This window comes from Microbacterium croceum (assembly GCF_023091245.1).
Lineage (GTDB): Bacteria > Actinomycetota > Actinomycetes > Actinomycetales > Microbacteriaceae > Microbacterium > Microbacterium croceum.
On the sequence record NZ_JAHWXN010000002.1, the window covers coordinates 622,112 to 635,050 of the forward strand.

Consider the following 12,939-nt stretch of genomic DNA (forward strand, 5'->3'; position numbering starts at 1 on the left):
CCCCGAGGTCGTCGCCCGGGAGTAGGGTCGGGCTGTGGCCGCCTTCGCCCCTCTCCAGCGACTCGTGATCTCGATCGCCGTGCTCGCCTCGTTCGTGACGTTCCTCGACGGCACGGTCGTCACCGTCGCCCTGCCCGCGATCAGCGAAGAGCTCGGTGGCGGCATCACCACCCAGCAGTGGGTCGTGGACTCGTACCTGATCACGCTGAGCGCGCTGATCCTGCTGGCCGGCTCGGTGTCCGATGCCTTCGGCCGGGTGGTCGTGATGCGCGTGGGACTGATCGCGTTCGGTATCGCCTCGATCGCCGTCGCCGCCTCGATCGATCCGCTCATGCTGATCATCTCGCGCGCCGCGCAGGGGGCGGCCGGCGCGCTGCTCGTGCCGAGCTCGCTCGCCCTGATCACCGCCACCATGCGCGCCGGCGTGCAGGCGCGGGCGATCGGCGTGTGGACGGCATTCACCACCGGCGCGCAGCTGGTGGGGCCGCTCCTGGGCGGACTGTTCGTCGACTACCTCTCGTGGCGCTTCGTGTTCCTGATCAACGTCATCCCGATCGGCGTGACGCTGCTGCTGCTCTCCCGACTCCGGCTGCCGGAGCATCCGCGGGGAGTGCGGGTGGACTGGTGGAGCGGCGCCCTGTGCGCGGTCGGGCTCGGTGCGGTCGTGTTCGCGCTCATCGAGCAGCCCAACCTCGGCTGGGACTCCCCCGCGATCTGGATCCCCGGCATCGTCGGCGCCGCGCTGTTCGTCTGGTTCCTGCTGCGTCAGCGGGGGGCGACCGAGCCGCTCATGCCGCTCTGGCTGTTCCGCGTGCGCGACTTCGGCTGGGGGAACCTGGCTACCCTGTTCGTCTACGCCGCGCTGTCGCTCAGCGGCTTCGTGATCGGCGTCTACCTGCAGCAGGGTGCGGGCCTCTCGGCCACCGCCGCGGGCCTGGCGAGCCTGCCGATGACGATCCTGATGATCCTGCTCAGCTCCCGTGCCGGGCAGTGGGCCGGACGTTTCGGCCCCCGCATCTTCATGACCGTCGGGCCCCTGCTGATGGCGGCGGGCGCACTGCTGCTGCTGTTCGTGTCGACCGAGTTCTCGTACTGGTGGCAGGTGCTGCCGGCGATGATCGTGATGGGTCTCGGCCTCTCGCTCACCGTCGCCCCGCTCACCGCGGCGATCCTCGGTGCGATCGACGAGAAACACTCCGGCATCGCCTCGGCCGTGAACAACGCGGTCTCCCGCGTCGCCGGTCTGCTGGTGGTCGCGATGCTGTCGACCATCGTCGGCGGCTCTCTCGATCTCGGCGGCTTCCACAACGCCGCCTGGGTCACCGCCGCGCTTCTCGTGCTCGGCGGCGTGGTGTCGTGGATCGGCATCCGCCGCAATCCCGTCGAGGCCGTGGACGCGCCGGTGCCCGCCCCGGGAGGTCCGGTGCCCGCGACGCGATGACGGCGCCCGTCCCGCGCGCACGTCCGTATGCTCGAAGGATGCTCGCACGAGACCGGTACGGCGCCCGCGGCAGCGTCGCCGTGCTCATCACCCTGCTCGCGCTCACCGGCTGCACGTCCGGGGCGGCGACGACCCCTTCTCCCGCCGCCCCCGCCGACTGGGCACTGCCGCCCGCCGGCGCGGTGCCCGACTATCAGCTCGGCGGAGCCTACGAGCCGGCGGCCGAGGTCGGCATCGTCGGCCGCGATCGGTCGGCGGAGCCCGCGGCCGACGTCTACTCGATCTGCTACGTGAACGGGTTCCAGACGCAGCCGGGCGAGCTCGACACCTGGGATGCCGACCTGCTGCTGCAGCACGGCGGCGAGACCGTGTTCGACCCGGACTGGCCGGACGAGGCCCTGCTCGACACGTCGACCGCCGACCGCCGCGAGCGCATCGCCGCGCAGATCATCCCCTGGATCGAAGGGTGCGCGGATGACGGGTTCGCCGCCGTCGAGTTCGACAACCTCGACTCCTACACCCGGTCGCACGACGCGCTCTCGCTGGACGACAACCTCGCCCTCGCCGCACTGTTCGTCGACGCCGCCCACGGCGCCGGTCTCGCGGCCGGTCAGAAGAACGCCGCCGAAGACGCCGTTCAGCTGCGCGAGCAGGCGGGCTTCGACTTCGCGGTGACCGAGGAGTGCGCCGTCTACGAGGAGTGCGGCGTCTACGCCGCGGTCTACGGTGACCACGTGATCGACATCGAGTACAGCGACGAACTGCCGCGCAGCTTCGCGGAGATGTGCGCTGATGCGGAGTCGCCGGCGTCGATGGTGCTGCGCGACCGCGACCTGGTCACGCCGGACGACCCCGCGTACGTGTTCGAGACCTGCGGGGACTGAGCGCGGGCGGTCCGTGGCACCTGCGACCACGGGATGCGCGCGTTGTCAACGGGTGCGCGAGTCTGCGCGCGGTGCGTGATGCTGAGCATCCGATCGGCCGTCGTCGATCGGTGCCGCATCCGATGGTGCGGCATCCCCTCAGAGAGGCGCCATCATGTCCGACCCCCGTTCCTACCCCGAAGACCAGGGCCCGTTCGACGCCGCCGCCGAAGCGCCGGCCGGCGAGAAGGTCTTCACCGCCGATGACGGTGCCGACGACGACAGCGACGGCCTCGACCCGCTCGAGCAGGGCGACGAGGCGAACGTCGACCCCGACCTGGGGTTGAGCAACGACGCCGACTGACCCTGCGTGCCGGACCGGCGCGGACCGTCGCGCGACATGCAGGAGAACTCGCGGATCGCAGGATGATCCCCGGGCGTTCGCTCCTGCACTCGGCGAACTCTCCTGCACGTCGCGCGGGCCCTACGGCCGCACCCCCCGGCATCCGAAGATCGCCGGTGACCCACGTCGCCCCCTGAGGACGACGGTGGACCACCGGCGTGCGGAGCTCACGCGGAGGCCGCACCCTCCCGAGGCCTCGACGGCTCCACACTCCTGAACGTATGTCGAGACGCCCTGCGACGACGAGGGGGTTGCCCCGCACAGCACGGATGCAGTATTCCGCGCGCTCTTGCGCCACCGAGTGCACGACTTCGCGTCGAGTGCACGACCTCCCTGCGCGGATGCGCCGTGCACTGGGCAGGAAGTCGTGCACTCGGCGCGCGCCGACGCGGGACTGCACACGCGGGAGACAATAGAAGCATGTCTCCGAAGAACCCGCGGCGACTGCTCGCCTCCCTCGGCCGGATCGTGCACAGCGACCCCTCAGCCGTCGCGCTCACCGAAGTGATGCCCGTGATCGACGAGGGCATGGTGCCCAGGGTGCTGGACCTGTCGACCCGCATCGGCGAGTCGATGTTCGCGGTCGGCGCCTCCGCGCACGAGGTCACCCTCGCCATCACACGCGTGTGCGACGCCTACGGGCTCCGCGGCGTGCAGGTCGACGTCACGTACAACTCGATCACGGTGTCGTTCCACCTCAGCGGCGAGGTGTGGCCCGAGACGCTGGTGCGTGTGGTGCGTGTGGCGGCGCCGGATCACGCGAAGCTGCAACGTGTGCAGGCGCTGGTCTCGGACATCCGCGGCGGCCTCGACCTGGAGTCCGCCCGCACCGCGTTCCGGGTGATCCGTCGCGTCCCGTTCCGCTACCAGCAGTCGGTGGTCATCGTCGCGCGGGCCATGCTCGCGGTCGGGGTGAGCATCCTGCTCGGCGCGTCGCCGCTCATCGTGGGCCTGACCTTCGTCGCCGCCCTCGCCGCCGCGCTCACCCAGGCAGGGCTCGCGCGCCTGCGTGTGCCGCTGTTCTTCAGCCAGATCGCCGGAGGGTTCGTCACCACCGTGGTCGCGGTCGCCGTGTCGGCGCTCGGGGCGGCGGGGATCGAACCGTTCGTCGGCATCCGCCCGTCGATCATCGTCGCCTCTGGCATCGTGCTGATGCTCGCGGGGCTCACCGTGGTCGGTGCGGCGCAGGATGCGATCGACGGGTTCGCGCTGACCGCCGGGGGCCGCATCCTCGACCTCACGATGCAGACCCTGGGCGTGGTGATCGGCATCCTGGTCGGACTCGAGCTGGGCACCGTGCTCGGCTTCACGATGGAGCTGCCGGATGACCCCGCGACCTTCGGCCCGCTGCCGAGCGTGTTCGCGGGCGCGATCATCATCGCGGTCGCCGTGGCCGTGTTCAACGGCGCCGGCATCCGGATCATCCTGGTGAGCGCGCTGCTGAGCGCCATCACGATCGCCGGCTACACGCTCGCGACCGGTCTGAACCTTCACCCCGCCGCGGCGAGCGCGATCGGCGCCCTGCTGGCGAGCTTCATCGGCGTGCTGATCGCGCACAACCTGCACGTGCCGTCCGTGGCCGTGACGACCGCGGCGATCGTGCCCCTGGTCCCCGGAGTCGCGGTGTTCCAGGGGCTGCTCGAGATGGTGCACACCGACGGCTCCGCCTCGGATGTCGTCGGCGCCGGCAGTTCGCTCATCTATGCCGCGGTCATCGGCGTCGGGCTCGCCTCCGGCGCGTCACTGGGCCTGTACCTCGGCACCCCGGTGCGTGCGACGCTCGGGAGCGTGACGAAGACCCGCGCCCGCGTCCGCCGCTGAGCGCTCAGGCCCGCCGAGCGCTCAGGCCCCCGCGCGCACCGTCTCGAGGAAGGGGTAGTCGGTGTACCCCTCGGCGGTGAAGCCGTAGAACAGCTCGGGGCGGGGCTCGTTGAGCTCGGCATCCTGCAGCCAGCGTTCGACCAGGTCGGGGTTGGCGATGACCGGACGCCCGGCGGCGACCGCATCCGCCCAGCCGCCCTCGACCAGCTCCTCCGCCTCGACACGGGAGGTCGGCACGGCGAAACCGGTGTTGACGATCAGGGGCGCTCCGGCGGTACGACGGATGTGCTGCACGAGCTCGCCGGTCGGCGCGGCCTGGAGCACGTCGACGAACGCGAGGCCAAGCGGGGCGAGTCCTTCGGCGACAGCGGAGTAGGTGGCACGGACGTCCGCGTCATCCTCTTCGAGCACGCCCTGGATGTTGTGCTGCGGCGAGAGGCGGATCCCGGTGCGGTCCGCCCCCACAGCCTCGGCGACCGCCGCGGTGACCTCGATCGCGAAGCGCGCGCGGTTCTCGGGCGATCCGCCGTACTGGTCGTCGCGGACGTTCGACACCGGCGACAGGAACTCGTGCACGAGGTAGCCGTTCGCGCCGTGCACCTCCACACCGTCGAGTCCGGCGGCGATCGCGTTGCGCGCGGCCTGCGCGAACTGCTCGATCACGGCGGGGATCTCCTCGGCGGTCAGGGCGTGCGCGACGGGCAGGTCGGCCTTGCCCTCGGGTGTGCGGGTCTGTCCCGGAGCGGCGAGAGCGCTGGGTGCCACGACCCGCGGCTCCCCCGAGATCGCCGGGTGACCGACGCGTCCGCCGTGCATGAGCTGCATCACGATCGTGCCGCCCGCCGCGTGCACGGCATCCGCGATGCGCCGCCATCCCTCGATCTGCGCGGGCGTGACGATGCCGGGCTGTCCCGGGTACGACTTGCCCTCGGCCGCGGGCCAGGTGCCCTCGGTGATGATGAGGCCCACGCCGGCGCGTTGCCGGTAGTACTCGACCATCACATCGGTCGGCACACCGTTGGCGTCGGCACGCGTGCGGGTCAGCGGCGCCATGACGACGCGGTTGGACAGCGGCAGGGCGCCGAAGACGGCGGGCTCGTAAAGACTCACAGTGGGAGACAAGGCACAGGGGGTGTGGAGTATTCCCTGCGCGACGACTCCGGTCAGTCGCCGTCCAGCATCCGCTCCCGCACCTGCTTCCGCAGCACCTTGCCGATGAGCGAGCGAGGGAGGTCGTCGACCGCGACGATGCGCTTGGGCACCTTGTAGGGCGTGAGCCGGGTGCGGCAGAAGTCGCGCAGCGCACTCGCGTCGAGTTCAGCCCCCGCGCGCAGCACGACGGCCGCGGCGACCTCCTCGCCGCCGCCGGATCGCGGCAGCCCGACGACGGCCGCAGCGACGACATCCGGATGCGCCTCCAGCGCGTCCTCCACCTCGCTCGGTGACACGTTGAAGCCCCCGGTGATGATGAGCTCCTTGAGCCGGTCGACGATCGTCACGAACCCGTCCTCCGACACCTCGGCGATGTCTCCCGTGCGCAGCCATCCGTCGGCGAGCAGCACATCGGCGGTCTCACCGCGCCGCCCCCAGTAGCCCTGGAACACCTGCGGACCGCGGATGAGCAGCTCACCGCGCTCTCCGGTCGGAAGGTCGATGTCGGTGTCATCCGGATCGACGACGCGGATCTCGGTGCTGGGGAACGGCACGCCGACGGTGCCGGGACGACGGGTCCGCCCGATCGGATTGCCGAGCGCGACCGGTGAGCTCTCAGTCATGCCGTACCCCTCGACGAGCAGACCACCGGTCGCCTCCTCCCAGCGCTGCACCGTCGCAACCGGAAGGCTCATCGCGCCCGAGATCGCGAACCGGACGGTCGAGAGGTCGATGGTGCCCCGCGCCGCCGCACGAGCGAGCTGGTCGTAGATGGGCGGCACCGCAGGGAGGAACGTCGGCGGACTCGTGCGCGCCGCAGCGGTGACCAGCCCCAGGTCGAACGTCGGGAACAGCACCAGTTTCGCGCCGATGCTCATCGCGAACGTGAGACAGAGCGTCATGCCGTAGGCGTGGAACAGCGGCAGGACCCCGTAGAAGGTCTCCTGTCCGTCGACCAGCCCCGGCACCCAGGCGCGCCCCTGCATCGCATTGGCGCGCAGATTCGCATGGGTGAGGATCGCGCCCTTCGGCACCCCGGTGGTGCCGCTCGTGTACTGCAGCAGCGCGGTGTCGCTCAGCGTCGGCCCCGGGGTGCGGCGCGAGAGCTTGCGGTGATCCACCAGCTTCTTCCAGGCGATCAGATGCCGCGCCTTCGGAGCAGCGGTCAGCTTGGCGCGCGACTCGCGCGCCTTCGGCACCGGCAGGCGCAGCAGCAGACGCTTCGACAGCGGCATCGCGGCCGTGAGGTCGACGCTCACGATGTGCTCGACGGTGAGGTCGGACGGGAAGCCTGAGACCGTATCGGCGACCTTGTCCCAGACGATGGCGACCCGCGCGCCGTGATCCTCGAACTGATGCCGCAGCTCGCGGGCGGTGTAGAGCGGATTGTGTTCGACCACGATCGCCCCCAGGCGCAGCGTCGCGTAGAAGGCGACGACGTGCTGCGGGCAGTTCGGCAACACGAGCGCGACGCGGTCTCCGGCGCCGACGCCGAGACGCCGCAATCCCTCAGCCGCACGCTCGATCTGCTCGCCGAGCTCCCGGTAGGTGGTGACGGCGCCGAAGAACTCCAGAGCCGGGCGCCGCGCGAACGTGCGCACGCTCGCCGCCATCATCTCGGGCAGCGTCTGCGTCGGCTCATCGATCTCCGCGGGGACTCCCTCCGCATAGGAGTTGAGCCACGGGCGGGAGTCGTACGGATGGGAGGTCATGCGTCCATCCTCCCTCGCGCAGGTGTCGCCGTGGTCGCGAATGGTCGGTCAGTGCCCCGTCGTATCCCGCGCCGCGACCGCGTCGATCACCGAGCTCATGTCGATGCGCGCATTGCCGAGGTCGACGGCCTCGCGATACAGCTCCTCGGCGACGTCGAGCAGCGGGCTCGCGATCCCCTGCGCCCGCGCGGCCTCTGAGACGAGGCGCGCGTTGGCCAGTCCGTCCTCGGTGGCCGCCTGCACGCTGAACTCCCGCGCGGAGAGTTTCGGCAGCTTGGCGCGGGTGATGTCGCTGGCGAGCTGGCCGGAGTTCAGCGCCTCGCTCAGCACGTCGAGATCGAGGCCGTGCCCGTCGGCGAAGTGCACGGCCTCGGCGAGACCGGCGATACTGATGACGAGATAGTGGTTCACGGCCAGCTTCATCAGCAGCCCGTGACCGACCGGGCCGCAGTGGATGACGGTCTTCGTCAGAGGCTCGAGCAACGGCGCGACCTCCGCGACATCGTCTGCGGCGCCCCCGACGAGCGCGACGAGCCGGCCCGCCTCCGCCGGGATCCGCGACCCGGACACCGGAGACTCGACGAACCTCCCACCCGCGGTGCGGATGTCGGCCGCGAGACCACGCGAGTACTCCGGCGAGGTCGAGCCGGTGGAGACGATCAGATGCCCCGCGACCCGTTCGGCGAAGGCATCCGTCCCGCGACCGAGCACCTCATCGGTGACGCGCTCGTTGACGAGCATCAGGAACAGCGTGGACGTGCGGCGGAACACGTCATCGACCGACGCGGCCACGTCCGCCCCGGCGGCGCGCAGCGGCTCCGTGCGCGCATCCGTGCGATTCCACACGAACAGGGGGATGCCGGCGCCGGCGAGGTTGAGGGCCATGGGCTGCCCCATCACTCCGAGCCCGATGAAGCCGATGCGGTCGTCCATGGTTCCGTCCCTTCGTGCTGACCTGACGTGGCGCTCAGTCACCGAAGTCGGCGAGCAGCTCGGCGAAGTGGTCGAGGTCCGCGGCCGACCAGCGCCGCAACCGCTCCGCGAGACGGGCCTCGTACCGCGACCGCGCGAGCGCCACCCGCTCCTGTGCCAGCTCGGTCGCGACCAGCACACGCGCCCGGCGGTCTTCCGGGTCGCGGACGCTCTCGACCAGACCCAGCTGCTCGAGCTGACGCACGTGGCGGCTGACGGCGGACTTGTCTGTCTGCAGCCGCTCGATGATCGCTCCGGCGGAGGTGGCCTTGCCCGTCGCGATCGAGGTCAGCACCTGGTACCCCAACGGCTGCAGATCGGGATGCACGGTGGCGGCGGCTTCGCGCCAGCTCACCCGGATCCGCGCGAACAGGCGCCCCAGCTCGTGCTCGACGCGCGAGACCGCCTGGTCGAGATCGGAGCCTTCGGCGGAGTCCGGCGCCTCGGTGCGGGCGGGTTCGTCGGACGCGGCACTCATGCCCGCCAGCTTACGGCGAAGCCCCCGCCATCGGAGTGACGGCAGGGGCTTCGATCACACCTCGGACAGCAGCCGGAAGACCTTCGACGCGGCCGCGATCTCGTCCTGCGTGAGCCCCGCCACGACCGTGCGCAGGCGTGTGGCGTGGTCGCGGCGCAGCTCGGCGAGTGCGGCACACGCCGCGGGCGTGGCCGTCAGCACCCGCTGGCGGCCGTCGCGCTCGTCGGGACGGGACTCCAGCAGACCCAGGTCCTCCAGCATCCGCACGTGGCGGCTGATGACGGACTTGTCCATCTCGAACTTGTCCGCGAGCTCGTGGGCGTTCGCCCGCTCCGCACGCTCGATGAACGTCAGCAGCTTGTAGCCGCCGACCTGCAGCTCCGGATCGATGCGGGCCGCCGACTCCTTCCACAGCGTCCGCGTGCGCGCGAAGATCAGGTTCAGATGGGTCTGCAGATCGCTGAGCGCCGTGTCGACGTCCGAGGACATCGCCGCTTCCGAAGCGACCATGTCAGCGCCCCGACTCCCGGTCCTCGCGTTCGAGCACGGTCACCGCTCCGGTGGGTGCCGACGTCGACTCGGCACCGGCGATCCGGATGGAACCGGTGGCCATCGAGGCGCCGACCTCGGCCTCGGCGACCTCGATCACCGACTCCTCGGCCTGCTCGCGCAGCTGCTCGGCGGCATTCTTGGTCGACAGCGGCTTGTTCTTGATGAACGCGATCGCGATGATCGAGATCACGGCGAGGGGGATCGCGACGATGAAGGCGTCGGCGATGCCGTGACCGTACGCTCCCTCGACGATCGCGCGGATCGTGTCGGGAAGCTGCGTCACCTTCGGCACATCACCCGAGGCGAGGTGCTGCAGCGCGTCGACCTCGTCCTGCGTGGTCGGGGTGAACCCCTTCAGCGCATCGGTCATGTAGCTGGCGACGCTCGTCGAGAGCATGGCGCCCATGACCGTCACGCCGATGGTGCCGGCGATGGTGCGGAAGAAGTTGACGTTCGACGACGCCGCGCCGAGCTGCTGCGGAGGCGTGTCGTTCTGCACGATGAGCGTGAGGTTCTGCATGACCATGCCGAGACCGGCGCCGAGCGCGAACATGTAGACGGCGACCAGCGGGAACGGGGTGTCGTAGCGCAGCGTCGACATCAGGCTGACGCCGATCGTGGTGAGAGTGGCGCCCGTGAGCATCCAGCCCTTCCACTTGCCGAAGCGGCTGACGAGCTGGCCGATGATGATCGACGCGCCCATCTGACCGACGATCATCGGGATCGTCATGAGGCCCGACTCCGTGGGCGTGGCCCCACGGGCCAGCTGGAAGTACTGCGCGAGGAACACCGAGGTGGCGAACATCGAGACGCCGATGGCGATCGAGGCGATGACCGACAGCGTGAAGGTGCGGCCCGTGAAGAGCGACATCGGGACGATCGGCTCCGTGACGAAGAACTCGACCGCGATGAAACCGGCGATCGCGACACCGGCGATCACGGCGAGCATGATGCTCGTCGAGGAGTCCCAGTCGAACTGGCTGCCGCCCATCGACACCCAGATGAGAAGCGTCGAGACGCCCACCGCGAGCAGCACGATGCCGAAGTAGTCGATCGAGACCTTGGTGTCACGCTGGGGCTTCGGCAGATGCAGCGTGAACTGCAGCAGCACGAGGGCGAGGATCGCGAACGGGACGCCGACGAAGAAGTTGGAGCGCCAGCCCCACACGTCGGTGAGGAGTCCGCCGAGCAACGGGCCGCCGATGGTGCCGAGGGCCATGATGCCGCCGACGACACCCATGTACTTGCCGCGCTCGCGCGGAGAGATGATGAGGGCGACGGCGATCATCACGAGCGACATCAGGCCGCCGACGCCGATGCCCTGCACGACGCGCACGGCGATCAGCATGTTCGTGTCGGTCGAGAACCCGGCGACCACGGTGCCGACCGTGAAGATGATCAGCGAGAGCTGCACGAGGATCTTGCGGTCGACCAGGTCGGCGAGCTTGCCCCAGATGGGGGTGGACACGGCGGTCGCCAGCAGGCTCGCCGTGATGACCCAGGTGTACTGGGACTGGGTACCGCCGAGGTCGGCGATGATGACCGGCATCGAGGTCGAGACGACGGTGCCCGAGAGCACCGCGACGAACATGCCGACGACGAGGCCGGAGATCGCGGTGAAGACCTCGCGAGGCGAACGTGTGGCCTCGGAGACCGGTGAAGAAGAGGGTGTTGTCACGGGGATAGAGCTCCTGCGTAGAAAGTTGATAAGAATCAACTATACAACTATTAGTTGCAGAATGGCAACTATGGACTCCGCGCAACGATCGCCTCAGGGAGACCTTCAGGAAACTCTCAGCAAAATACCGTGTCCCCCATTTGGGGGACACGACATTTCGCGCTATTCTCGATCAACGTAGCTGGGGCTACACGGGTGAAGCGTCTGGGGCGCCGAACCCACAAGCAAGGAACAGAGGCGCCACCTCTTGGCGGCAGCGCCCCTCGAGAATCCGGCTGGGGAGCCGGAGAACTCGAGAGGGGCGCCTGTTCCCCGCGACGGTCGGTACGCACCCGAGCGACACCGATCTCCCATCGCGGAACACCCCGTTGCGGGCCTCGTCACCCTGGACGAGGCCCGCAAGGGGTCGAACTCATGGTGCGTCCGCTTTCACGGCCACATGCCGCTCTACGCCTGAGCACGCAGCGCGATCCAGGCGGCAGCACGGTCGTCGGGACTCGACATCGACAGCCCCGTGAGCTGCTCGATCCGGCGCACCCGAGCAGCCAGCGTCTGGCGATGGACCCCCAGTCGCGCGGCTGCTGCGCCCCACGCGCCGTTCTCGGCCAGGAAACCCCGCAGCGTGTCGAGGAGGTCGTCGTCGCGGAGGGGTTCCAGCACCGATGCCAGTCGACGCGTATCGGGCGGAGACAGCCGGTCGAGCACCAGATCGATGGTCGGCATGCCGCGATAGCGCACCACCCCTCGCCCCTCGGCGACGGCGACCTCGTACGCGCGTCGCGACTCCTCCGCCGAGCCCGCGAGCGCGTCGATGGGGGCGGGAGATCCGAGACCGAGGTGCAGCGGCACCGAGAACGCCGCTGCCCGCCGCGCGATCTCCTCGATGTGCTCCTCGCGCGCGAAGCCGGCCACCACCCCCTGCGAGGGCGAGAGCAGATGCGGGGCCCCGAGATCCTCCAGCCAGTGGATGACGACCCGCTCCGCATCCACGTCGGATGTGCGTGCCGAGAGCGCGAACGCCGCGAGGGTGCGATCGCGCACGCCCCAGTCCTTCGCCAGCGTGAGAGCGGCGGACCCGCCCTCTTCGAGGACGCGCATCATCGTGGCCCGGCCGAGCCGCTCCGTACGACTGCCGTCATGGGTGCGCAGCAGCAGGTCGAGCAGCGCCGCGGCCTGCGAGCTCAGGTCGCGCGCCCGGCTCGTCGAGCCGCTCCGAGCAGTCACGACCAGGAACGCCGACATGTCCTCGTCCGTGCCGACCGGGTGCACCTGCAGCGCCCGGCTGCGCACCCGCACCGGACGGTTGAACGCCACGGCGACGGCATCCCCCACATGCAGCGCCCCCGCACCGGCCGAGGCGATCGGCTGCGCGTCGCGGTCGAGCAGCACCGCCCATCCGTCGAGACGCCTGGCGAGCTCGGCGACGACGCCGGCGACGCCGCTGCGGCGCGCCGCGAGCGCCAGCACCTTCGTCGCCGCGAGCACAGCACGATCCTCCGCCGCCGCATCCGTCGCGAGCAGCGCCTGCAGAGTCGGGAGCACGACTGCGGGTTCCATGGCGGGGTCGATGATCGCGGTGACGCCATCGGGCACGGGATCGAGGACTCCCGTCACGACGACGACGGCGAGCCGGAGCGGGGCGCCACGCTCGTCGCTGTCGAGGGCGGCGACGACATCGGCAGGGTCGCCGACGACGAGGGTCGCGAACTGCGGATGCGGCACGACCGCGAAGTCCGCGAGCGGGACGACGCTCGACACGGCTGCGCGGGCGCCCAGCGCACCGCCGTCGACAAGGGTCCCGCCCAGGAGGCGGGCGATCGACGCCAGGTCTCGAGCCATATCCGAAGTATAAGGAATGTCGATCACA

At 70.1% G+C, this 12,939-nt stretch carries 11 protein-coding genes; 4 read left to right on the top strand and 7 right to left on the bottom strand.

Annotated elements, in window-relative coordinates; translation table 11 throughout:
• The first annotated feature begins 34 nt into the window (after positions 1–34).
• The 4 genes from KZC51_RS17125 to KZC51_RS17140 all read left to right on the top strand — a co-directional run bounded on the left by KZC51_RS17125 (position 35) and on the right by KZC51_RS17140 (position 4,528).
• Positions 35–1,441 carry an MFS transporter gene (locus KZC51_RS17125; protein ID WP_247631210.1) on the top strand — a complete coding sequence of 469 codons (1,407 nt, stop codon included), beginning with the start codon at positions 35–37 and terminating at the stop codon, positions 1,439–1,441.
• 38 nt (positions 1,442–1,479) lie between these two features.
• Positions 1,480–2,325, top strand: a complete 846-nt coding sequence (locus KZC51_RS17130; protein WP_247631211.1) for an endo alpha-1,4 polygalactosaminidase — start codon at positions 1,480–1,482, stop codon at positions 2,323–2,325.
• A 154-nt stretch (positions 2,326–2,479) separates the two neighbouring features.
• A complete protein-coding gene (locus KZC51_RS17135; protein ID WP_247631212.1) occupies positions 2,480–2,668 on the top strand; it encodes a hypothetical protein in 189 nt (62 codons plus the stop codon).
• A 459-nt stretch (positions 2,669–3,127) separates the two neighbouring features.
• Positions 3,128–4,528 carry a threonine/serine exporter family protein gene (locus KZC51_RS17140; protein ID WP_247631213.1) on the top strand — a complete coding sequence of 467 codons (1,401 nt, stop codon included), beginning with the start codon at positions 3,128–3,130 and terminating at the stop codon, positions 4,526–4,528.
• A gap of 21 nt (positions 4,529–4,549) precedes the next feature.
• On the opposite strand, the gene KZC51_RS17145 is transcribed toward KZC51_RS17140, so the two are convergent.
• The 7 genes from KZC51_RS17145 to KZC51_RS17175 form a co-directional block, all read right to left on the bottom strand.
• Positions 4,550–5,638: an alkene reductase gene (locus KZC51_RS17145; RefSeq protein ID WP_247631214.1), complete on the bottom strand. Its 1,089-nt coding sequence runs from the start codon at positions 5,636–5,638 to the stop codon at positions 4,550–4,552.
• 53 nt (positions 5,639–5,691) lie between these two features.
• On the bottom strand, positions 5,692–7,392 hold the full coding sequence (locus KZC51_RS17150) for a long-chain-fatty-acid--CoA ligase (protein WP_247631215.1): 1,701 nt from the start codon (positions 7,390–7,392) through the stop codon (positions 5,692–5,694).
• Positions 7,393–7,440: 48 nt separating this feature from the next.
• Positions 7,441–8,325, bottom strand: coding sequence for an NAD(P)-dependent oxidoreductase (locus KZC51_RS17155; RefSeq protein ID WP_247631216.1), 885 nt, complete (start codon positions 8,323–8,325; stop codon positions 7,441–7,443).
• Between the two features lie 34 nt (positions 8,326–8,359).
• A complete protein-coding gene (locus tag KZC51_RS17160; RefSeq protein WP_247631217.1) occupies positions 8,360–8,842 on the bottom strand; it encodes a MarR family winged helix-turn-helix transcriptional regulator in 483 nt (160 codons plus the stop codon).
• A 54-nt stretch (positions 8,843–8,896) separates the two neighbouring features.
• Positions 8,897–9,352, bottom strand: a complete 456-nt coding sequence (locus tag KZC51_RS17165) for a MarR family winged helix-turn-helix transcriptional regulator (RefSeq protein ID WP_247631218.1) — start codon at positions 9,350–9,352, stop codon at positions 8,897–8,899.
• A 1-nt stretch (position 9,353) separates the two neighbouring features.
• Positions 9,354–11,078 carry a DHA2 family efflux MFS transporter permease subunit gene (locus KZC51_RS17170; protein WP_372491812.1) on the bottom strand — a complete coding sequence of 575 codons (1,725 nt, stop codon included), beginning with the start codon at positions 11,076–11,078 and terminating at the stop codon, positions 9,354–9,356.
• Positions 11,079–11,519: 441 nt separating this feature from the next.
• The gene (locus tag KZC51_RS17175; protein WP_247631220.1) at positions 11,520–12,911 is read right to left on the bottom strand and encodes a helix-turn-helix domain-containing protein; all 1,392 of its coding nucleotides are present in this window, start codon (positions 12,909–12,911) and stop codon (positions 11,520–11,522) included.
• Between the last annotated feature and the right edge of the window lie 28 nt (positions 12,912–12,939).

Coding starts and splice junctions, on each gene's coding strand:
- KZC51_RS17130 (WP_247631211.1), top strand. CDS start 1,480: ATGCTCGCACGAGACCGGTACGGCGCCCGCGGCAGCGTCGCCGTGCTC.
- KZC51_RS17175 (WP_247631220.1), bottom strand. CDS start 12,911: ATGGCTCGAGACCTGGCGTCGATCGCCCGCCTCCTGGGCGGGACCCTT.
- KZC51_RS17165 (WP_247631218.1), bottom strand. CDS start 9,352: ATGGTCGCTTCGGAAGCGGCGATGTCCTCGGACGTCGACACGGCGCTC.
- KZC51_RS17135 (WP_247631212.1), top strand. CDS start 2,480: ATGTCCGACCCCCGTTCCTACCCCGAAGACCAGGGCCCGTTCGACGCC.
- KZC51_RS17140 (WP_247631213.1), top strand. CDS start 3,128: ATGTCTCCGAAGAACCCGCGGCGACTGCTCGCCTCCCTCGGCCGGATC.
- KZC51_RS17160 (WP_247631217.1), bottom strand. CDS start 8,842: ATGAGTGCCGCGTCCGACGAACCCGCCCGCACCGAGGCGCCGGACTCC.
- KZC51_RS17155 (WP_247631216.1), bottom strand. CDS start 8,325: ATGGACGACCGCATCGGCTTCATCGGGCTCGGAGTGATGGGGCAGCCC.
- KZC51_RS17150 (WP_247631215.1), bottom strand. CDS start 7,392: ATGACCTCCCATCCGTACGACTCCCGCCCGTGGCTCAACTCCTATGCG.